General features: G+C 60.8%; 21 protein-coding genes. 9 read left to right on the top strand and 12 right to left on the bottom strand.

Annotated elements, in window-relative coordinates; translation table 11 throughout:
* Window positions 1-15: 15 nt before the first annotated feature.
* Window positions 16-795: a class I SAM-dependent methyltransferase gene (locus tag Q4G50_RS09355; protein ID WP_303377392.1), complete on the top strand. Its 780-nt coding sequence runs from the start codon at window positions 16-18 to the stop codon at window positions 793-795.
* Between the two features lie 117 nt (window positions 796-912).
* Here Q4G50_RS09355 and Q4G50_RS09350 read toward each other — a convergent pair whose 3' ends face one another.
* Genes Q4G50_RS09350 through Q4G50_RS09335 form a run of 4 tightly spaced genes read right to left on the bottom strand, consistent with a single transcriptional unit; the run spans window position 913 to window position 4,909 of the window.
* Window positions 913-1,755, bottom strand: a complete 843-nt coding sequence (locus tag Q4G50_RS09350; RefSeq protein WP_303377391.1) for a hypothetical protein — start codon at window positions 1,753-1,755, stop codon at window positions 913-915.
* 60 nt (window positions 1,756-1,815) lie between these two features.
* Window positions 1,816-3,315: a ribosome biogenesis GTPase Der gene (gene der, locus Q4G50_RS09345; protein WP_303377390.1), complete on the bottom strand. Its 1,500-nt coding sequence runs from the start codon at window positions 3,313-3,315 to the stop codon at window positions 1,816-1,818.
* Window positions 3,312-3,992 carry a (d)CMP kinase gene (gene cmk / locus Q4G50_RS09340; RefSeq protein WP_303377400.1) on the bottom strand — a complete coding sequence of 227 codons (681 nt, stop codon included), beginning with the start codon at window positions 3,990-3,992 and terminating at the stop codon, window positions 3,312-3,314. The genes der and cmk overlap by 4 nt, the downstream gene beginning before the upstream one ends.
* Before the next feature lie 11 nt (window positions 3,993-4,003).
* Entirely contained in the window at window positions 4,004-4,909 is a 906-nt protein-coding gene (locus Q4G50_RS09335) for a pseudouridine synthase (RefSeq protein ID WP_303377389.1), read from the bottom strand.
* 169 nt (window positions 4,910-5,078) lie between these two features.
* Here Q4G50_RS09335 and Q4G50_RS09330 point away from each other — a divergent pair, with 169 nt between their 5' ends.
* The 6 genes from Q4G50_RS09330 (at window position 5,079) to Q4G50_RS09305 (ending at window position 10,991) form a co-directional block, all read left to right on the top strand.
* Window positions 5,079-5,864 carry a GntR family transcriptional regulator gene (locus Q4G50_RS09330; protein WP_303377388.1) on the top strand — a complete coding sequence of 262 codons (786 nt, stop codon included), beginning with the start codon at window positions 5,079-5,081 and terminating at the stop codon, window positions 5,862-5,864.
* Between the two features lie 501 nt (window positions 5,865-6,365).
* Window positions 6,366-7,211 carry a carbohydrate ABC transporter permease gene (locus tag Q4G50_RS09325; RefSeq protein WP_303377387.1) on the top strand — a complete coding sequence of 282 codons (846 nt, stop codon included), beginning with the start codon at window positions 6,366-6,368 and terminating at the stop codon, window positions 7,209-7,211.
* Complete coding sequence (locus Q4G50_RS09320) at window positions 7,208-8,059, top strand: carbohydrate ABC transporter permease (protein ID WP_303377386.1); 852 nt, start codon at window positions 7,208-7,210, stop codon at window positions 8,057-8,059. Before Q4G50_RS09325 ends, Q4G50_RS09320 begins: the two co-directional genes overlap by 4 nt.
* A 2-nt stretch (window positions 8,060-8,061) precedes the next feature.
* On the top strand, window positions 8,062-9,420 hold the full coding sequence (locus Q4G50_RS09315) for an extracellular solute-binding protein (protein ID WP_303377385.1): 1,359 nt from the start codon (window positions 8,062-8,064) through the stop codon (window positions 9,418-9,420).
* A gap of 5 nt (window positions 9,421-9,425) precedes the next feature.
* On the top strand, window positions 9,426-10,187 hold the full coding sequence (locus Q4G50_RS09310; RefSeq protein WP_303377384.1) for a metallophosphoesterase: 762 nt from the start codon (window positions 9,426-9,428) through the stop codon (window positions 10,185-10,187).
* Window positions 10,188-10,196: 9 nt separating this feature from the next.
* The gene (locus Q4G50_RS09305) at window positions 10,197-10,991 is read left to right on the top strand and encodes an HAD family hydrolase (protein WP_303377383.1); all 795 of its coding nucleotides are present in this window, start codon (window positions 10,197-10,199) and stop codon (window positions 10,989-10,991) included.
* 316 nt (window positions 10,992-11,307) lie between these two features.
* Here the strand turns inward: Q4G50_RS09305 and Q4G50_RS09300 are convergent, their stop codons facing one another.
* From Q4G50_RS09300 to Q4G50_RS09275, 6 genes are all read right to left on the bottom strand, one after another.
* The gene (locus Q4G50_RS09300) at window positions 11,308-12,276 is read right to left on the bottom strand and encodes a hypothetical protein (protein WP_303377382.1); all 969 of its coding nucleotides are present in this window, start codon (window positions 12,274-12,276) and stop codon (window positions 11,308-11,310) included.
* A gap of 20 nt (window positions 12,277-12,296) precedes the next feature.
* Window positions 12,297-12,725, bottom strand: coding sequence for a secondary thiamine-phosphate synthase enzyme YjbQ (locus tag Q4G50_RS09295; RefSeq protein WP_303377381.1), 429 nt, complete (start codon window positions 12,723-12,725; stop codon window positions 12,297-12,299).
* 19 nt (window positions 12,726-12,744) lie between these two features.
* Complete coding sequence (locus Q4G50_RS09290; RefSeq protein WP_303377380.1) at window positions 12,745-13,707, bottom strand: nucleoside hydrolase; 963 nt, start codon at window positions 13,705-13,707, stop codon at window positions 12,745-12,747.
* Complete coding sequence (locus Q4G50_RS09285; RefSeq protein WP_303377379.1) at window positions 13,708-14,814, bottom strand: ABC transporter ATP-binding protein; 1,107 nt, start codon at window positions 14,812-14,814, stop codon at window positions 13,708-13,710.
* 281 nt (window positions 14,815-15,095) lie between these two features.
* Window positions 15,096-15,635, bottom strand: coding sequence for an SMC-Scp complex subunit ScpB (gene scpB / locus Q4G50_RS09280; RefSeq protein WP_303377378.1), 540 nt, complete (start codon window positions 15,633-15,635; stop codon window positions 15,096-15,098).
* Between the two features lie 8 nt (window positions 15,636-15,643).
* Complete coding sequence (locus tag Q4G50_RS09275) at window positions 15,644-16,390, bottom strand: sulfurtransferase (protein ID WP_303377377.1); 747 nt, start codon at window positions 16,388-16,390, stop codon at window positions 15,644-15,646.
* Between the two features lie 94 nt (window positions 16,391-16,484).
* Here Q4G50_RS09275 and Q4G50_RS09270 point away from each other — a divergent pair, with 94 nt between their 5' ends.
* Window positions 16,485-17,048 (top strand): GNAT family N-acetyltransferase, encoded by a 564-nt coding sequence (locus Q4G50_RS09270; RefSeq protein ID WP_303377376.1) that lies wholly within the window; start codon window positions 16,485-16,487, stop codon window positions 17,046-17,048.
* Here the strand turns inward: Q4G50_RS09270 and Q4G50_RS09265 are convergent.
* The gene (locus Q4G50_RS09265) at window positions 17,045-17,848 is read right to left on the bottom strand and encodes a ScpA family protein (RefSeq protein ID WP_303377375.1); all 804 of its coding nucleotides are present in this window, start codon (window positions 17,846-17,848) and stop codon (window positions 17,045-17,047) included. The genes Q4G50_RS09270 and Q4G50_RS09265 overlap by 4 nt on opposite strands.
* Entirely contained in the window at window positions 17,845-18,720 is an 876-nt protein-coding gene (locus tag Q4G50_RS09260; RefSeq protein WP_303377399.1) for a ParA family protein, read from the bottom strand. The genes Q4G50_RS09265 and Q4G50_RS09260 overlap by 4 nt, the downstream gene beginning before the upstream one ends.
* 272 nt (window positions 18,721-18,992) lie before the next feature.
* Between Q4G50_RS09260 and Q4G50_RS09255 the strand changes: the two genes are divergently transcribed.
* Window positions 18,993-20,453: an ABC-F family ATP-binding cassette domain-containing protein gene (locus Q4G50_RS09255; RefSeq protein ID WP_303377374.1), complete on the top strand. Its 1,461-nt coding sequence runs from the start codon at window positions 18,993-18,995 to the stop codon at window positions 20,451-20,453.
* The last annotated feature ends 41 nt before the right edge of the window (window positions 20,454-20,494 follow it).

Genomic DNA, 20,494 nt, shown 5'->3' with positions numbered 1-20,494 from the left:
GCTATCTTACTTGGCGTGAGTGACTCCCCCGCTTTCCGCCAGGCTTCCACCAAGGACACCCCGGAATTCACCGACGCCGCGCACCGCCGCGAGTCCGCGTGGGCGTTTCGCCAGGGCGCCGACACCTACGACGAGGTGCGCCCCGGCTACCCGCCCGAGGTTGTCTCGCTTCTCGACGACCACCGCATCGTCGCCGATCTCGGCGCCGGCACCGGCAAACTCACTTCCTTGCTTGTCGACGCCGGGCACGACGTCGTGGCCAGCGATCCCTCACCAGACATGGTGCGGGTGCTGCGTTCGCTTTTCGACGTCCCCGTCTGGCGCGCCACCGCCGAAGCCACCGCGCTACGGGCCGGGTCCGTGGATGCCGTGACCTGCGCGCAGACGTGGCACTGGGTCGACGCCGCGGAGGCGTGTGCCGAGCTGGATCGCGTCGTCCGCCCCGGTGGGCGCGTGGTCCTGGTGTGGAACAACCTCGATGTCTCCCACCCGTGGATCCTGCGCCTGGCGCGCATCATGCACTCCGGGGATGTGCAGCGCCCTGGCTTTGTGCCGGAGGTGCACGCACCGTGGCGGGTGTCGCGAGAGCTGCGCACCCGCTGGGTGCAGCACCTGCGGGTGGAGCAGCTTTTCGATCTCATGGCCTCCCGCTCCTACTGGCTGAAATCTTCTACTGCCGTGAGAGAGCGGATGACGGAGAACCTGCGCTGGTATCTTATCGAGCGCCTCGAGTACCAGCCCGGCCAGCTGCTGGCTATCCCCTACCGCACAGACGCGTTCGTGCTGGAGCGTTAAGCCTGCCCCTTCCCCCGCCCCTTCCCCAATGGTCGAGAGACGTTTACCGAGACCCCATTCCTCTCGAACATTGGAAACACCCGATGGACGGACCCTGTCCATCGCCTCTCGAACGTTTCACTCCACACCGAAACCGTCGATGCCGACCCAGAATGTCTCGCCCTCTGGGGTGGTGAACGTCGCCCGCTGACCGTCGTGCGCGAGCGAAAGATCGCCGTAGTGGTAGTTGCCCGGCTCAATTCTTTGGGCAAGGGACGTGGCCAGACCGATGTCCCCGGAACCGGTCCGCTCGACGGCAGGAGTGGGGCCTTCCAGATCGAACGAGACAATGTTGTCGTCGTCGGGGAAGTTGAGGTCGATGGCGTTGCCACAGGTCAGGGAGCCGGTGCAATAGATGGAGCCACCGTTGTCAAAACTCATGTGGAAGTACTCACCGATGATTGCACCCCCTAAGACCTGCTGGTGATCAGCCTGGTCAAAGAGGAGGACCTCGTCACCGCGGATGTCGAAACCCTCGCCCGAGTACATGTCCATACACCCGATGGCATCGGCCGCCGAGGAGAAACAATGGATAGTGCCCATAGGTACTACTCCACCGACCTCCAGCGCCTTACCCGCGGCCATGTGGCCGGGATAGCCGGAATCCCGCTGCTCCAGGAGGAAATGGTCGCGCACGTTGGACAACCAGACGAGCCCCTCGACCCCACCGCCCACGCACCCCCCGGACATGGGCCCGACCCTGCCGTAGGAATGCTGATGATTGAACTGGCATTCCACGGAACCGTCCGGAGACGTCATGTTGAATTGGCCGTCGCCGAATTCCGCGGCGTCGACCCGCGTGTAGTCGACGGCAGGCTCGGAGGCCTGCTCCGTCATCCATGTCGGTTCCTCGATACCCGGCGAACAGGCCGCCAGGGCGAGCGGAACTACGGCGGCAGTGCTCAGGAGTACTCTTCTCATACTTGCAGCCTAGGGGCTGACTGCGGGGCAGTGGTGCACCCCGCCGGAAGAGCCGCTCCCCTACTTCCGGGCGCGGCGCTCGCGGATACGCACCGCGATGCGCACCGGGGCGCCGTGGAAACCGAAGCGCTCGCGGAACTTGCGCTCCAGGTAGCGGCGGTAACCGGCGTCGAGGAAGCCGGTGGTGAACAGCACGATCACCGGCGGGCGGGTCGACGCCTGGGTGGCAAACAGCACGCGCGGCAGACGGCCGGCCTTCATCGGCGGCGGGTTGGCGGCGATGGCCTCGCGCAGCCAGTTGTTGAGCTGACCGGTGGACACACGCTTGTCCCAGCTCTCCAGGGCCTCGATCATGGCGGGTTCGAGGCGCTGGAGGGCGCGACCGGTCTGGGCGGAGATGTTGATGCGCGTCACCCACGGCAGGTGGGTGAGCTGCTGGTCGATCTCACGGTCGAGCAGGTCACGGCGGTCCTCGTCCATGAGGTCCCACTTGTTGAACGCGATGACCAGGGCCTTGCCCGATTCCAGGACCATGGACAGGACGCGCTGGTCCTGCTCGGAGATGGGCTCGGAGGCGTCGATAAGCATGACGCACACCTCGGCGGCGTCGATCGCGGCGCGGGTGCGCAGGGAGGCATAGTACTCGTGGCCCTGCGCGGTATGGACCTTCTTGCGCAAGCCCGCGGTGTCGACGAACTTCCACAATTTCTGTTCCAGCTGCACAAGCGAGTCGACCGGGTCGACGGTGGTGCCAGGCACATTATCGACGACCGAGCGCTCCTCCTTCGACACCTTGTTCAGCAGGGAGGACTTGCCCACATTGGGCTTACCGACGAGCGCAACACGCCGCGGACCCTCCGTGATCGAGGCGGCGCGCGGCTTCTCGGGGAACAGGCGCAGCACCTCGTCGAGGACATCCGCACCACCACGCCCGTGCAGCGCGGAAACCGGCCACGGGTCGCCGAGACCGAGGGCGTAGAACTCCGCCATGTCCGCATAGAGCGAGTCGGAATCGAACTTGTTGGCCACCAGGAGGACCGGGACGTCGGCCTTCTGCAGCATCTTCGCCATGACGGCATCGGTTTCGGTGATGCCGACCTTGGTGTCCACGACCATGACGATGACATCCGCGGTCTGCATCGCCACCTCCGCCTGGCGGGCGATGGCGCCGTGGATGCCCTTGACGTTGGGGTCCCAGCCGCCCGTGTCCTGCACGAAGTAGCGGCGTCCGCCCCACTCGGCGATGTAGGAGATACGGTCGCGGGTGACGCCGGGGAAGTCCTCGACGACTGCTTCTCGACGCCCCAGGAAGCGGTTGACCAGCGTCGATTTACCCACGTTGGGGCGGCCGACGATGGCGACGGTGCACAGCTCCTCCTCGAGGTGTTCGTTGTGCTCGACGCCGAGCTTCTCCTCGAGGGCGGCCCATTCCTCCTCGGTCATGTCCTCGAAGTCGAACTCCTCGAGGTCGGGGCCGTCGTATTCGACCTCCTCGATCTCGTCCTCGCCGGGGAAGACGAACTCCGTCTCCATCTCTTCGTATGAGTTGTCGTCGTTCATCGCTGCGACTCCTTCACAAGGTCGATGAGGGTCTCGAGCACCTGGTTGAGGGTCAACTCGGAGGTGTCGATGAGGTGGGCGTCCTCTGCGGGACGCAGGGGCGAAGTGGTGCGCGAGGAGTCCAGCTCATCGCGGCGGATGACATCGGCTAGCACGGTGGCGAAGTCCGCCTCCCGGCCGGCGGAGCGGTCCTGGTTGTAGCGGCGGCGGGCACGGATTTCCGGGGAGGCGGTGAGGTAGGCCTTGACGGGGGCGTCGGCAAGCACGACGGTGCCGATGTCACGGCCCTCGACGATCGCGCGGTGCGCCTCGGCGGCCAGGCGGCGCTGCAGGGCGACCAGGTTCTCGCGGACCTCCGGCACCGCGGAGACAGCGGAGACGTTCTGGGTGACCTCGCGGCCGCGGATCTCGGCGGCGACGTTCTCGCCGGCGAGAAGCACCTCAGTGGAATCCGGGTCATCGTTGACGGCCAGAGGCAGATCGCGGGTGGCCTCGATGACGGCGGCGGTGTCGGCGGGATCAACACCCGCGCGCAGCACCGCGAGGGTGGCCACACGATACATCGCACCGGTATCGACATACTTGGCGTCCAGACGCTTGGCCAGTGCGCGACACGTGGTGGATTTACCCGTTCCGGAGGGCCCGTCAACGGCGAGAATGAGACCGCCGTCAGGCATGTTGGAGAAGGTCACAGTTGCACCGCCTTGAACAGCGAGGTCAGTTCAGAGGTGTTGAGCGCACGCAGGGTGCCGGGCTTCTGCTCGCCGAGCTGGACGGTGTGGATCTTGGTGCGCACCAGGCGCTGCACCGGGAAACCGGCTGCCTTGAGCATGCGACGCACGATGTGCTTACGCCCCTCATGCAGCTCGATCTTCAGCAGCGACTGGCCCTCATGCGTATCGACGATCTGGACGTAGTCAGCCTTCGCCGGGCCGTCCTCAAGCTCGATGCCCTTCTTCAGGGTGGTGATCAAGCGGCGATCCGCTTCACCCAGCACCGTGGCCAGGTACGTCTTGGACACCTCATACTTTGGGTGCATGAGGCGGTTCGCCAGCTCACCGTCATTGGTGAGCAGGAGCAGACCCTCGGTGTCAGCATCGAGGCGGCCGACGTGGAAGAGACGCTGCCCGGAGACGATCTTCTCCGCGACGAGGTCACCGACGCACAGGCGCCCCTCATCGTCCGACATGGTGGAGAGCATGCCGCGCGGCTTGTTGAGGATGAAATAGTCCAGATCCTCGTTGACGTGGATTCGCACCCCGTCCACGCGGATGACATCCAGGTTCGGGTTGACGCGCACACCTTGCTTAGTGACGATCTTGCCATTGACCTCGACGCGGCCCTTCTCAATGAGGACCTCAGCGTGGCGGCGGGACGCGACACCGGCCTGGGCGAGCACCTTCTGCAGGCGCACCCCCTCCTCAGCGGCGTCATCGTAGAGCCAGTCAGCGCCCAGGCTCTCAGCGACGGAACGGGCGGAAACATTCTGGCGGCGGGCGGGGCGGGCGTTGGACAGCGGAATTTCGGAAGCCTTCAGCTTCTTGGGCTGTTGGTCCTTGTCCGGTGTGCCGTCACGGCGAGCGGGTGGAGTCACGTAGATCGTGTCCTATCTTGGGGTATGCAATTGGTTCCGCTCCACCCTACCGGAGGGCAACCATCAGAGCGGAAATCCACGGGCCCGGGTCCGGTAGAGCCTATGATGGCTCCGACTCCTGCAGAGTGGACAGACTCGGCAGCGCGGAATCCCTGAGAAAGGTCTCATTATGAGAGAGATTGACCGAACCTCATCCACACCGATCTGGTACCAGGTACTTCAAGACCTCAAGCAGCAAATAAACACGGGAAAACTTCCGCCCGGGACGAAGCTGCCCAGCGAGAAAGACCTCGCGGATCGCTACGACATCAGCCGGGTGACCCTGAGACATTCTCTGGGCGCACTGGCAGAAGACGGATTCATCAAACGGGTACACGGAGACGGAACATACGTCACTCAGAAACACCTTCCAGTTCAGCAGGAACTGGCCTTAACCGTTCCCTGGCGGACCAGGCTGGAGGAGGAAGGACGTCGGGTAGACGCAATCGTCACCAGAAATGACTCAACTCCCGCGATCCCCTCGGAAGTTGCCGCCATGTGCACTCAGACAGTTCACGAAACTGAGCTGGCCGGACCATTCATCATCGTTGAGCGGGTTCAACTTATCGACGGCTACCCGGTGGGGATCTCTCAGTCGTGGATACCGGGAAAACGCGTACCGGGTCTAACTTCCGACCACCCACTCATTGAGGGCTCGCTGTCTCGCAAACTCCGCGAGAACTTCCAGCTGGCTTCCCACACGATCGATAATCTGCTTTCAATCCAGTTGACAACTGTATACGAGACAGAACTGCTCCAATGTGACCCGGATGAACCTCTGTTCACCGTCGTTGCGGTGACGAGAGACAAGGACGATAAATTGATCCAACTTTCGCGGACCGTCTGGCTCAGCAGCCGTGTCAGGTTCCGCCAGGTACGCAAGAGCAGCAATGACAACCTCCTTCTCGGACCGTGAAAACACCCCAATACAGGGCAAACCTTCTCATTGCGAGCAAGTGAATTGAAGCTGAATTCAGTCAGCGGCAAGGCACATCCACGTGAACTGCAGGCTAACCGGGATGTCTTAGCAACACCGTCTCTTTGTCTCAAAATGCCACCACAAGGTTCAATTTTCGAGGTATCAACCGGCCACCACTAAGCCATCAAGTTTTCTGCATAACCTCTGGCCAAAGCCCTTTTACGGTTGAGGGGCACTACTTCCACTGCGATACTGATCGGGACTCTTTCACGACAACCCTGAAAGAGTTTGGCCCAGGCTTCGCTCGTCCTTCGAAACATCGGAAGCACGATCGAACCTTTCGCTATCCAGTGCCCGCGATCCGGTTGAGGATCGGGAGGTGCACTGCTCGACTACCTGAGGAGGGATCGGTTGGAGGCTCCACTTGTGGAAGTAAAGATGCCGGCTCGCTCTGGCCCGAGACGGAAACAGCCGCCGCAATTGTGGCCTGTTCTGTTCGTGCTTCCGGTCATCATTGTCTTTCTACTGTTCCAGTATTATCCACTACTTCGGACACTCATTATGTCCATGCAGGGGACGAATATCTTCGGTCAACCAACGGGCTTCGTGGGTTTCGAGAACTTCAGACTGATGTTCACTGACCCGCGTTTCCTCAGAGAGCTGTTCATTACGCTTGTGTACACCGTGGGATCCGTCGTCGGGAAGATTGTAGTTGGTCTGGCAATCGCCATCCCCCTTTCGGCTCGGCTGAAAGGAACTGTTTTTCTACGAAGCTTCGTGCTCATTCCCATGGCAATGTCTGTCGCCGCAACCGCTGTCGCTTTTAGGTCCATTCTGCAGCCGGTCAGTGGTCCTCTCGATCGGTTCCTGGCTTTTGTGGGAATCGATCAGCCGCCACGATGGCTAACTGATGAGACATGGGCACTGTTCAGCGTCACCACCGTCGAAGTGTGGTTCAGTATCGGATACGTCACGCTACTTCTGTTGGCCGCCTTGGACGGTGTCCCTGACGATGTGATGGAGGCCGGCTCAATGGATGGGGCCTCTGAGCTCAGGAAAATGTGGTCGATACAGCTACCGCTGATTTCACCCACTATCTTCTTCCTGATCATCACGTTGACGATCTTTGCTCTCCGTCAGTTCGCCATCATCAGCGTCCTGACCGGTGGTGGCCCGGGTGGAGCGACCACCACTCTGGTCATCGGAATCTACAACTCGGCCTTCGGAACAGGAACAGCAGATTACGGAGCATCTGCAGCTCGCGGCGTCATCCTCATGCTCATCGTCCTCGTGATCACCGCCATTCAGTTCCGTTTCATTGAGAGGCGGGTGCATTACTCGTGACCACCACCGTGAAATCCAGCCGTCGTAGTCCACAGAAGCGGGCCTTTCAGACCGGCCTCGTCGTCTACCTGTGGTTGATGACCTTCGTCATTTTGTTCCCGGTTCTCTTCGGCCTGTTGGGAGCATTCCAAACCCCAGCGGCATTGTCTCAGGGTGTCGTGGGATTCTTGACAAATCCCCCTACCTTCGACAACTTCGCCAGGGCCTTCCGAGCCGCGCCTCTGTTCGACCAGCTCATCAACACCGTGATCGTGACGATTGCGGAAACGGTCCTCGTTCTGGTGACGTCCATCTTGTTCGCTTACGCACTCGTGTTCAGCAAGATGCGGGGGAAGACGTGGTTGTTCATTTTTGTGATGATCACCCTCATGATTCCCGCCGAGGGAATCATCGTGGCAAATTACCTAACGATCACTCAGATGGGACTGTTCGACACGATCGTCGCGATCTTCCTACCCATGATCGCGTCGGGAACCGCAATCTTTCTCTTCCGGCAGGCGTTTCTGACCTTTCCCCGGCAGATCCATGAATCCGCCACCCTCGACGGAGTTGGGCCACTTCGGTTCATGTGGTCCTTCCTCATCCCTCTCAACCTCCCGACGGTCTTTGCCGTGACCGTCACCACTGCAATCGGCGCATGGAACAACTACATGTGGCCGCTGCTCATCACCAAATCCCCTGAAAACCGGACAGTCCAAGTAGGCCTGACCCAGCTGGCAGACGAGTCTGCCACTGATACCGGCGCCGTACTGGCCGGGCTGTTTGTAGTCACCATTCCCATGATTCTGCTCGTTCTGAGCAGCCGGAAGTTCCTTGCCAAGGGACTCACACAAGGATCGGAGAAATAGTCATGATCAAGTTTCACAAGAATTCAACCGCAGTCGCCGGTTTCTCGCTCGCCACGGCGCTGTTCCTTACCGCCTGTTCAGACAGCGGTGACACCGACGCCAACAACACCGACGCTTCGAATGGTGCACCGGCCGAAGCCGTGACCATCGAATTCTGGCATTCCGCCTCGGGCGCCTCGGCCGACATCATCCGCCAGCTCGTGGAGGAATTCAACGCTGAGAACGACGTCAACGCCACGGTCAACGAGATCTACCAGGGTTCATACCAGGACGCCATCGCCAGCCTGACCAACGCCGTCGGCACCGTGGACCTGCCCGATGTCATGCAGGTCACCGACACAAGCACCGGGTTCATGTACGACTCAGGCCTGGTCACCCCAATCGCCGATCTGGCTGAGGGTGAGATGGCCGATAACATCGAGGACCTGGTTCCGATCATCGACCAGTACTACACCTACGATGACAAGCTTCAGGCGATGCCTTTCCAGGTGTCCATGCCGGTCATCTACGCCAACGATTCCCTACTCGAGGAAGCCGGGCTGAGCACCGACAACGGCCCTGAAACCGTAGAAGAGCTCACCGAGTGGGCACAGACCATCAAGGATTCGACAGGTACCGCTGGCCTCACGCTGGGACTGAACTCCTACTGGCTTGAGGTCATGACCTCCTCGGCCGGAGAGCTGTATTGCACGCCTGACAACGGGTTGGGTGGAGAGCCGGCCGATGCAGTCAACTACTCCTCTGATGCTCAGATCTCGCAGTGGACGAACATGCAGGAGATCATTGAGTCTGAGGCCCTTCTCAATGTCGGTCAGCAGGGCTCAGAGGCGCAGAACGCCTTCGGCAGCGAAACCGCAGGCATGCTTATGGCTTCCTCCGGAAACCTCGGAAACGTCTCGTCCATGCTGCCCGACGGATTCACCGTGTACCCCTGCCCGATTGATCATGGGGACGGTGGTCTGGCCCCGAGCGGTAACGCCCTGTGGGTCATCGGACAGGACAAGGATGATACCCAGCAGTCGGCAGCGGCCGCTTTCGTCCAGTTCATGGGCAGCCCTGAGTCCCAGGCCAAGATCTTTGCAGCAACCGGCTACCTGCCGAACAGCACCGCTGCCATCGAACTCGCTCGCCCCGAGGCTTCTCCGCAGGCAACCGTGATCCTCGACCAGCTTGAGTCGGCAGAAGGGTCGTTCATCACCGGAGGTTGCCACAGCGGTGCCATGGCATCTCTGCGATCTGACGCTGCTCAGCCGGCCATTGACGCTATCGCAGCCGGAAACGATGTGAAGGCCACTCTCGAGAGCGCTGAAGCCGAAGGTTCCGAGGTCATCGCCCGCTACAACGAACGCGCGGGTCTTTAAACCTCATGGTCAGCTCTGAATGGAGAATCGCGCAGTTCACCGATCTCCACCTCTCAAATTTCGACCAGCCGGATGGTGATTTCGCCATCCTGCGCGAGGGGTTCCGGGTCGCCGTAGAGAAATGGGGTGTGCAAGCCATTCTCGTCACCGGTGATCTGGTTCAACGTGGATCAAACCATGGATACTCGATGTTGAGGGCGCTTTTCGCCGCTTGCCCGGTGCCGGTGATCCCGGCCCTGGGCAACCACGACGACCGGCAGGCCTTCATGCAGAGCATTCAGCCCCTTCCACAGCAGCCACCAGAAGAGGGTGGAGTGCAGCCGTTCGCGGGGGTAGTCAGCTCCTACGACCTCGACATCATCGTGTTGGATTCCAACGTCAACGACGACGGCAATGGTCGGCTGTCCGATTCGCAACTGAGCTGGCTCAGTGACCGGCTTGTTCATTCGACTTCCTCCGTCAGTGTTCTTGTCGTGCATCATCCGATCTTCACTTCTCCGTTGCAGAGCCTGCACAGACCTCTCATGGAGGGAGCCGAGCGGCTTTCGGAGGTCATCAGCAATTCGAAAGTTCGCTGTGTGCTCTCCGGCCACTATCACCACGCTGGCGCAGTGGTGTCGGGGCACACATTGGGCTGGTCGTCCCCTGCCTTCTGTTGGGAGACCGATCTGTCCAGCGACGCTGCTCCGGTGCGGCTGAATCATCGCCACTGGAGTCTGGTCCGGATCAGCCACGATCACGTTTCCTGCGTACCGATTCGAATCTAGGAGTTCTGCATGACCAAATTGATCGTCTGCGATTTGGACGGCACACTGATCGGTAGAGACGAAATTCTCTCCGAGTCAGCGCTCAAGGTGGCTACTGTCGCACGAGACAAGGGGGTGGCTTTCACTATCGCCACGGGCCGGACCAACGAACTCGCTTCTACCTTTGCAGAGCACCTCGACATCTCCGTTCCCTACATCGTGAGCAACGGTGCCAAGGTCATCGAGAACGGGCGTGTCCTATGGCAGAGAATGATTCCCTTACGGGGGCTGCGGGAACTCCTGGGCGTCGCCGATCACATGGGGCTGTCGATCATCTATACGATTGATAGCACCGAGTACGTGCACCGGGAAACGACGTGGATCCTACGACAACGCGAGCAGTTCGACCGCTACCACAAAGTCAGGCCGATTGATGGATCAGACTGGCACATTCTCTATGTTGAGAAAGTCACGGTGATGGACGACATTCGAGACGGCAGAATCGACCGAATCGAAGATTGGTGCAGCCAGCTCGGAGATGGCTACGGGTACACCAAGTACACCGACAAGGCTGTCGAACTGGTCCATGAGGAGGCGACAAAGGCTAACGCACTCCAGTGGATCCTCAGGTATCTGAACATCTCGACTGCTGAGGTGGTCGCGTTCGGGGATCATCAGAATGACATCGACATGCTCACTCTGGCGGGTACGGGCGTCGCCGTTTCCAATGCCATCGATGACGCGAAGCTGGCGGCTGATGTCGTCACAGAGGCTCCCGAAGCCGAAGGCGTACTCGCCTTCGTTCGGGAGATTTTGAAGGACTGAGTCGATGGCTAAGGGCGGTGGTTGCAACTGTGCAGCCACCGCCCTTCGTCACGGCCGCTGTCGACAGCACCTCATCCGTAGTGAAGGCGTTGACGAGCCCGCATCGCATCGGAGCCCGCTATTGTGAACTCACACAGTGCCTGAGCCCCATCGGTTCCCAATGAGGGCAGCTAAAGCCCCCGGGGGAGTATCTTGCTCGCAGTGGCGAGCCAGGATGACATGAGTATTCTTCCGACATCGATGTGCCTTGGACATCTCCGCGGAAGTGAACGTGTCCTCAGCGACACGACTACCAAAGTAGTTGGTCGCCAAGATCTCAGTAGCTGATGGTGATGTGAGAAGCATCCATGTTTACCGCCCCTCCCCTGAACGGCGGACGTCCCCACATGGTCGACGCTTCGTCGACCACCAGGGCACCAATCACTGCCACGACGATTTCCCTCAGTAGGTCATCGACGTCACTTTCTCCTGGGACCGCTGAGTTGGCATCAAATCTCACTCGGGTCATGCCATTTCTTCCTAGCGCACGCCCCAGATCCTCGAATCTATCCTGACCGCGTCGGCCCAGAATCTCGACAACCAAGTGGGGCTGGGGCCCTATGAAGTAGTCGACATGCCCCGATTCCTCAAGGGGCACGTCACGGGCTGCGATGCCGCACCCCTCGATAAGCTTCAGTGTCCAGAAATTGGCACCTGACCGGGTATCCGGCAGGGAAAGCACAGTGGCGGCATGAGGCAACGTCGCCGGCAGTTGCCTCATAACCTCATCAACCATTGCCCGGCCGTCACTCTCCAGAATCCTTGCCAACCGCGACGGAGCGCCTTCTGTATCGATCCCACATGCAGCCGCGACGCCCAGAGCGAGCATGACGTGTCCGGCAACGGGCACGCGCTCCTGCACATCCAGCCTCGGAACAAGTTGCTGAAACTCTGCCGCCTGCCCCAAAGGCGTAGTGGCCGAGGAGGTGATTGCCACAGTCTTCCATCCAGCTTTACGTGCTCTCTGCAGTGCCCGTATAGGGGCTCCGGATGTACCGGAAAGTGAGATACCGGCAATGGTCCCTGCGTAGCGGGGAAGCTCCCCCATCCATTCGATATCTCCCGCTGATAGTGACCGGTAGCCTCGCCTTTCCGCGACGAGCGCCGAGGCAAGTGAATCCCCGCACCCGGTGAACACCGCGGCAGACATGTCTTTCAGTGGGAAAGGATCAATGTCCGGTGCTGACTTCAGGGCCGCTGTTAGCTGGCCCAATGTATCATCTGGCATTTCGAACTCCCGCTTCAATATTCACTGTGTCAATAGCGCTAGAAACTTGCTTCTGCAACCATGACCGTGCGCTTTCGGGGACCATCGAGTTCTAGAAGGTAAACGCCTTGGCTCTCACTGATGGCAAGCTTTCCGCTTCGCACTGGAAGAGTTAGCGAGTTCACTCCGAAAAGCGATCGTACATGTGCAGCGGCATCCTGCGGTCCGTCATGGAGGTGAACGAAGGGCCCGCTGGTGGGAACCTGGTTTTCGATGAAGCACCGAATGTCGTGCAAAGTCGTCCCATCAAACCCTGAGTTCATGATCAACGTGCATGTTGTGTGTGGTACGAAAACGTGCAGGAGACCATCGTTCCTTCCTTCGACAGAAGCCTGCAAATTTCTGGTTATGTCGAAGAAATAGACCGGGTTGGCAAACCCCTCTTCTGGCTTGGTTTCGACTTCAAATTCGTGCCATTCTCCGGTCACGGAGACCACTTCCTTTTCATCACTCGTGTACGGCAAAGCGGGTAACAATCATTTCGAGAAATCTCTTATAGTCGACCTGGGTAGCCACTTGGATGAGGGGCAAGTCATCCCACACATGGTGCTGCCTGGCGTCCAGAACCGTCATTCCGCGGGTGAGAGGATCCTCTGTCGAAATACCAACGCGACCAGGTGAATAGTCAATCAGATCCGGTGAGACGATTGCAGCAACAGCTAAGGCATCGATCACAGCGCAATAGGAACCGTAACCACGACTTCTGACGAAGTCGATCGCTTGCGCGAGAAATGCAGCAGCCCCTCCCCGGGCGTTGTCGAGCGCCTCTAGCTGCTCCTCGGAAAAATCAATACTGAAGTTCGTGGCTACATCAAGCCCGATGGCTTTGATGTCAAGAGGAGACTCGTACACGATTTTCGCTGCTTCGGGGTCGACATACACATTCCATTCAGATACGGGATTGTCCCCGGTAGCACTCTTCCAGGCGTCGACCGTGACCCCGAAAAGTCCTGAAATGGCGGTAACTCCCCGGATCCCCCGGATGAGCTCAGGTCTGTCATTAACGAGCGTTGCAATATTCCCCATGGGACCGAGGCAGATTATCTCTACCTCGCCCCAGTTCTTCTCGATCAGATCAGCCATCAAGGTCACCGCGTTGACTGGCTCGGCTGTCTTCTGCGGAGTAGGAAGATGGTTCTCTGCCTGCCCGTCTGCACCATGGCTGAAAGGATCAACTGGGCGTCCTCCGCGAAGCGCTTCCTCCGCCCCTTGTGCCACCGGCACGTCAGCGCGCTGTGCTAGATCGATGATTTTGAGAGCGTTTGTTGTAGCGAGACTGACCTCTACGTTGCCATGAGTCGTGGTGATGCCGAGCACATCCAGCTCAGGTGAAGCTAGTGCAAGGAGCAAAGCGACTGAATCGTCCATCCCTGGATCACAGTCGATGACTACTTTTCGTGTCGTATTCAACTACAGGGTCACCACCCCAGATATTCTTTGCTTCGTCTGTTTGTCGAATACATGGACCTTGGTGGGATCCACGGTGAGCACGACAATGTCGCCCGCAGCCGGAATTTGCCGGGTCTGAACCCGAGCGGTGATTGAAGATTCCGCACTGGAAGGCTGCTCAGATGTATGGAGTTCGCCGTAGAAATAGGAGTCCGCACCAGTTTGTTCGACGACATTGATGCGCGTCGCAATCCCGTCCTCGCCGTCGGCAAGGTCAAATGCCTCGGGTCGGATTCCGATGACCACGGTAGCGCCGGTCGCCCGATCGAGAACTTCGCGCGCAACCGGAATATGATGACCTGCTACTGTCACTCCTCCATCGACTATCTCAGCGTCGAATAGGCTCATTGAAGGTGACCCGATGAAGTTCGCCACGAACAAGTTGGCGGGTGCATCATAAAGCGCAAGAGGTGAGTCTACCTGCTGGAGTACCCCTCGGTTCATGACGGCGACCCGATCCCCCATTGTCATGGCCTCGACCTGGTCGTGGGTGACATATACGGTGGAAACCCCGAGCCTGTTCTGGAGCGCAGCGATTTGGGTCCTAGTCTGGACACGCAGCTTGGCATCGAGGTTGGACAGCGGCTCATCCATCAGAAATACCGACGGATTTCGCACGATTGCACGCCCCATCGCGACTCGCTGCCGCTGTCCCCCGGACAAGTTCTTTGGCTTGCGGTCCAAGAAGTCTTCGAGGCCGAGCATTTTCGCGGCTTCCTGAATCCGCTTACTGCGGTCCTCTTTACCTACGCCACTGATCTTCAATGCGAATGACATATTGTCAGCGACGGTCATATGCGGATAGAGCGCATAGTTCTGGAAGACCATCGCAATATCGCGATCTTTTGCCGGTACGTGAGTTACTTCCCTGTCCCCAATCCAGACCTCACCACTGTTGACTTCCTCGAGCCCTGCCAGCATTCGGAGCGAGGTCGATTTTCCACAGCCAGATGGTCCGACGAACACCATAAACTCGCCGTCCCCGATTTCTAGGTTGAGGGAGTCAACGGCAGGTACTGTGCTGCCCTCATAAACCCGAGTGGCCTCTCGAAAACTGACTGTAGCCATTCCGCAGTTCCTTTCCATGAGCAGACGGATGCTCTCCGACTGGAAGTAATCAACCGTTGAACCTTCAGCGTCGTTTCCGAGGATCCCACATTTGCATGCACAGCCGCAGAATGGCGAACTTCGGTCCCACCCCCTAATACCTGTGCCGAGAAACCGGGATCACCGGAGAAGGTTTCAGACAGCAGCGGGGATGTGGCAGGCGCAACTTTGCGTTAACTTTGGACACATTTACCCCATACCCCCTACCCAGACCCCGTTTCGTGCACTCGACGTTCCTGACCCTAGAACTCCTCGTCGATGGAGTCGACCTCCGGTAGTAGAGGTGCCAGGTCCGGCAGCCGCTCGAGAGAGTCGATGCCCAGCAACTCGAGGAAGAGCTCGGTGGTCTCATAGCGGTGAGCACCCGTGGTGGGTTCCACTTCGACCTCACGGATCAGTCCGCGCAGCTGCAGGGTACGCATGACACCGTCGACGTTGACGCCGCGCACCGCCGAGATCTGCGAACGCGTCGCCGGCTGACGGTAGGCAACGACGGCGAGCGTCTCCAGAGCGGCACGGGACAGTCTGGTTTGTGAACCGTCGAGCAGAAACTGCTCCACCACCGGGGCATTCTCCTGGCGAGTGTACAGGCGCCAGCCCTCCTGGGTCTCCCGGAGATCAAAACCGGAGCCACGTTCATCGAACTCAGCGGCCGTGGCGCGTAGCAGGCTCTCCACTGTCGCTTCCTCCGCGTCCAATACCCGGGCCAGAGTAGCCACCGATGCCGGGGTATCGATCACCAGGAGCACCGACTCCAGCTGGGATCGCAGCTGGCTGATCATTCCCGGCATCATTGCGCCCCCCATTCAGACCACGACCCTTCGTAGACGGCGAGGTCCTCATATCCGGCGACGGTGGCGGCAAGGGCGTTAACGCAGGCGGTGACGCCTGATCCGCAGGAGAAGGTGAGATCACGGCGTACGCCGGCCACCTCGGCGAACAAGACTTGCAGTTCCTCGGGTGTGCGCAGGTAACCGTTGTCATAAACCCGTGTGTACGGCAGGTTGACGGAGCCCGGGATGTGTCCGGGTCGTAGGCCCGGGCGGGGCTCGGGTTCGGTCCCCGCGAAGCGACCCGCAGAGCGTGCGTCGACGACGAGTCGACCGTCGGTGGCGACCTGCTCCCGGTTGCGTAGAAGTTCGGGGCGCACGGTTGAGCTCAGTCGACCGCCGCCGGGCGGAGGGCTGAGCTCACAGACCTCTCCCCCGGCATCCCGCCAGGCTCTCAGGCCCCCGTCGAGAACACGAGCGTTGATACCGGCGACCTTCGCCAACCACCACACGCGGGGTGCCGTGGCGCCCTCCGCGTCGTCGTAGACCACCACGGGAGTTCCGTCAGAGACTCCATACGTCTCGAAGAGTCCCTGTACGTCAGCAGGTGCGGTATGAGGCAGAGGGTTGTCCGGGTCGGAGAAGTCGCCTTCCAGATCGGCCAGATGGGAACCCGGTATGCCGTGAGTCGGGGGGTTGGGACCCATCGAGGCGCACAGCACGACCGCGTCGCCCAGATCTGCCAGTTCTTCAGCGGTGATCATCATGTGCTCAGTGTAGTCCGGAGAAATCTTCGCCACATTCACATAAAGTTCGCCAAATCACTGCGAATGTTGTTTGTGATGTGTGTAACATTTCCCCATGGCTACCATCACAAGAACAGAACGACTCATCCTCATGCCGCTCAGCGCGAAGCACGATGAGGAGGCCTACAAGGTCTACAGCGACAAACGCATCTGGGAGCACCGCCCGCAGGCCCGCCACGAGTCCGTCAAGGAGACCCACCAGATCATCGGCCGCACCCAGGCTTCCTGGGCCGCGAAAGACCTCGGCCCCTGGGGTGTCTACCTGCGCGATCAGCCGAGCGAGTTCATCGGCGTCGGCGGCATCGAGCTTGTCGACGGCCGCGTCTGGGACCTCAAGTACCGTTTCCGTCCGGAAAAGTGGGGCAACGGTTTTGCCACCGAGGTCTCTGAGGCCGCCCTCAAGGCCGCCAAGCGTCTCGACCCGGATACCCCGATCACCGCGCGCATCACCACCAACCACCCGGCCTCGGCCCGCGTCCTGGCGAAGGTCGGCTTGACCCCGGTGTGGGAGGGCCGCCGTGTCGGCACCGGCGATGACCCGTCCGAGCCGGACGTGCGTATCTACGCCGACCGTGAGCTGCCGGATACTCTCCTCGAGTTCCTCAAGGCCCGCCCTTAATCCCAGTTGGTCGCTGCGACCACGGCTGGATCCACGTCCAGCCCGGTCCAGCTGACGGACAGCTCTCCCAGTGGCTCCTCCTGGGAGGTCTCCACGGCCTGCGCCTTGTACAGTTCCAGCAGCGCGAGGAAACGGCCGACAACCTCCATGGACACCGTGCAGTCACGGGTGAGTGCCTGGAAGGTGAGCCAGTGTCCGGAGCCCATGAGCTTGAGTGTGTCCAGGATCCGTCCGGCTTGCTGCGGCACCGACACCGCCACCTGGTGAATGTGCCCGATGCCCACTTCCTCCGGTGGACGCGGCCGGAAGACACCGGCCGCCATCTCCGCGAACTGCGCGGGATTGAGTCCGAGTGTCACCGGGGGCAGAAGATCCGCGAACTGCGCTTCCATTGACACTGCTCGCGGATAGCGGCGCTGCGCCTTCTTCTGCCACTCCGCGAACAGGTCCGCGACCTGCTTGTAGGCGCGGTACTGGAGGAGTCGGGCGAAAAGCAGATCGCGCATCTCCAGCAGGGCGAGGTCCTCCAGGTCATCGATCTCCCCGCGAGGCAGGAGCCGCGCAGCCTTGAGATCGAGAAGAGTGGCCGCCACGACGAGGAATTCGGTCGTCTCATCCAGGTCCGCCGTCTCCCCGAGAGCACGGGTATAGGCGATGAACTCATCCGTCACCTCTGAGAGCGCCACCTCTGTGACGTCGAGTTTCTTTGCGCCGATGAGCTGCAGGAGCAGGTCAAAGGGTCCCTCGAAATTCGCCAGCGCCACCCGGAAGCCCGGGATCTCGAGCTGCTCCCCGATCACCGCTTGGCGGTCCGCTCCAGCACCTCGAGCGCGAGGTTGCGGTACTGCTCAGCGCCCTGGGAGGACGGCGCCCAGCTGATGATCGGCTCACCGGCCACCGAGGTCTCCGGGAATCGCACCGTGCGGGTGATCACGGAATCGAAGACCTTGTCACCGAAGACCTCAACCACCCGCGACATGACTTCGCGGGCGTGGGAGGTGCGTCGGTCAAACATGGTGACCAGGATGCCCAGGATCTCCAGGTCGAAGTTAAGGCGATCACCGACCTTCTCGACCGTGTCGGTCAGCAGCGCGAGACCGCGCAAGGAGAAGTACTCGCACTCCATGGGGATGATCACGCCGTGCGAGCACGCCAGGGCGTTGACGGTGAGCAGTCCCAGCGAGGGCTGACAGTCGAGGATGATGAAGTCATATTCCTTCATCACCGGTCGCAGCGCCCGGGCTAGGGTCTGCTCACGGCCGACCTCGTTAACCAGCTGGATTTCGGCGGCGGAAAGGTCGATGTTCGCAGGGACCAGATCCATGCCGTTGACTGTGGTCTGGTGGATGGCCGAGTGGATGGACGTCCGATTGTCGAGTAGCAGGTCGTAGACGGTGATGTCGAGCTCATCGTGTGCCACCCCGAGCCCAGCCGACAGCGCACCCTGCGGATCGAGGTCGACGAGCAGGACCTTGCGACCGAGTTCCGCGAGGCAGGCACCCAGGTTGATGGTCGAGGTCGTCTTACCTACGCCGCCCTTCTGGTTACACATCGAGATGATCGTGGCAGGTCCGTGGTGGTCCAGGGGTGCCGGCTGCGGGAGCTCACGGACCGGCCGACCCGTCAGACCGAGCTCGACGCCGGGATCGTCGAACAGTCCCTCTCGGCTCACAGTCATACCCTCTTCCTTGACCAAGCTGCTTACATCGTTGTTGTTTTACAGGGTACATCGTCACCGGCACCGGCTGTGGCGACACGTCGCCCCGAAGTAGGGTCTACCCTCTAGCCTTGACATTGCGAATCGTTCCCGCCTTAACCTAGGCTCATGCCTATGCATCTGTACTTCCTGTAGGAACATTCCCCGCACGCCCGCCGGTTCATTGACCGTGCCGTAGGCGTGCTTTCGCATGTTCCCCATACATTTTCAGTACAGAAAGCACTCTCATGACTACCCGTCGTGCCCAACTTGTGGCCGAGGACCTGTCTGTGGTCCGCGGCACCCGCACTATATTCCGCGGTCTTAACCTCGCCTTGTCCGCCGGCAACCGAGTGTTCGTGGTCGGTGACAACGGTCGCGGAAAGACCACTCTCCTCAACACGCTCATCGGTGACATCCTCCCCGATGCTGGGCGCCTTCACGTCCACGGTTCCGTGGCCCTCGCTGCGCAGCAGATGAGCGCGCTCGGCACCGTCGGAGAGGCCGTCCGCGACACGATTCGCCCCGCCGAGCAGGCGCTGGCGCGTCTCGATACAGCGCTCCACACCATTGAGTCCGACCCCGACAAGTATGCCCTGGCACTCGCCGAGGCCGAGCGCCTCGACGCCTGGGACGCCCACCGCCGGGTCCGCACCGCGCTGGCCGCTCTCGACGCCGTGTTCCCCGACGACATGGAACTCAACTCGCTGTCGGTCGGACAGCGTTATCGTGTCCGCTTGGCTTGTCTGCTCGCTGGTCACCATGACCATTTGCTACTCGACGAGCCCACCAACCACCTCGACCACACCGGTCTCGGATTCCTCACCGAGCAGCTTCGCCAGCGGCAAGGGTCCGTGCTGGTCGTCTCCCATGACCGGGCTCTACTGGCCGACCTGGCCACCACCATCCTCGATCTTGATCCCACACCCGATGGCCTGCCCCGCGTGTGGGGTACCGGCCACGAAGGTTATCGAGCGGGGCGTAGTGCCCTGGAGCAGGCGTGGGCAGATGAATATGCTGCTCAAACGGCCCGCCAAGCACAGTTGCAGTCCGATCTTCAGCAGGCGCAGTCGCGTCTGAGCACCGGCTGGCGGCCCCCGAAAGGCACGGGCAAGCACGCCCGCCAATCCCGGGCACCAGGTGTGGTGCAGGCGGTCAAGCGTCGGCAGGAAGCTATCGACGCCGCGAAGGTCACCGTGCCCCCGCCACCACCGGTTCTGACGTTTCCGCGTCTCCACGCGAAAACCACCCGCACCTATCTTCGCGCGGAGGAGGTTTCCCTGGGTGCTCGCCTCGCCGGCCCCGTCAGTTTGACGATCCGGGGCGGCGACCGACTCGTTATCACCGGGCCCAACGGCGCCGGCAAGTCGACACTCCTAGATATGCTCGCCGGGCGGCTGGCACCTGCTACCGGCACGGTGACGGTCCCCGATCCCGCGGCGATCGGTTACCTGCGCCAAGAATCCGCAGATGCGGACGACCCGCTATCGATGGGCCAGTTACGTCGGCGTGACATCGCTCGTCTCTTGCGCGAAGACCCCTCTGTCCTGCTTCTCGACGAACCGACCAACCACCTCTCTATCCCCGCCGTCACCCAACTGACCCAGGCTTTAGAGGAGACTCAAGCGGCCGTCATCCTGGTCACCCACGACCGTCAGATGCTCGCGGACACGGTGCATTGGCCGCGGCTCGAGATCACGCCCGTGTAGCGCCCAGCCAGAACTAGGGTGGAAAGTAGTTGTAAGGCACG

It is taken from the genome of Corynebacterium sp., assembly GCF_030538285.1.
Lineage (GTDB): Bacteria > Actinomycetota > Actinomycetes > Mycobacteriales > Mycobacteriaceae > Corynebacterium.
This window is presented reverse-complemented; position numbering and strand designations above follow the sequence as displayed.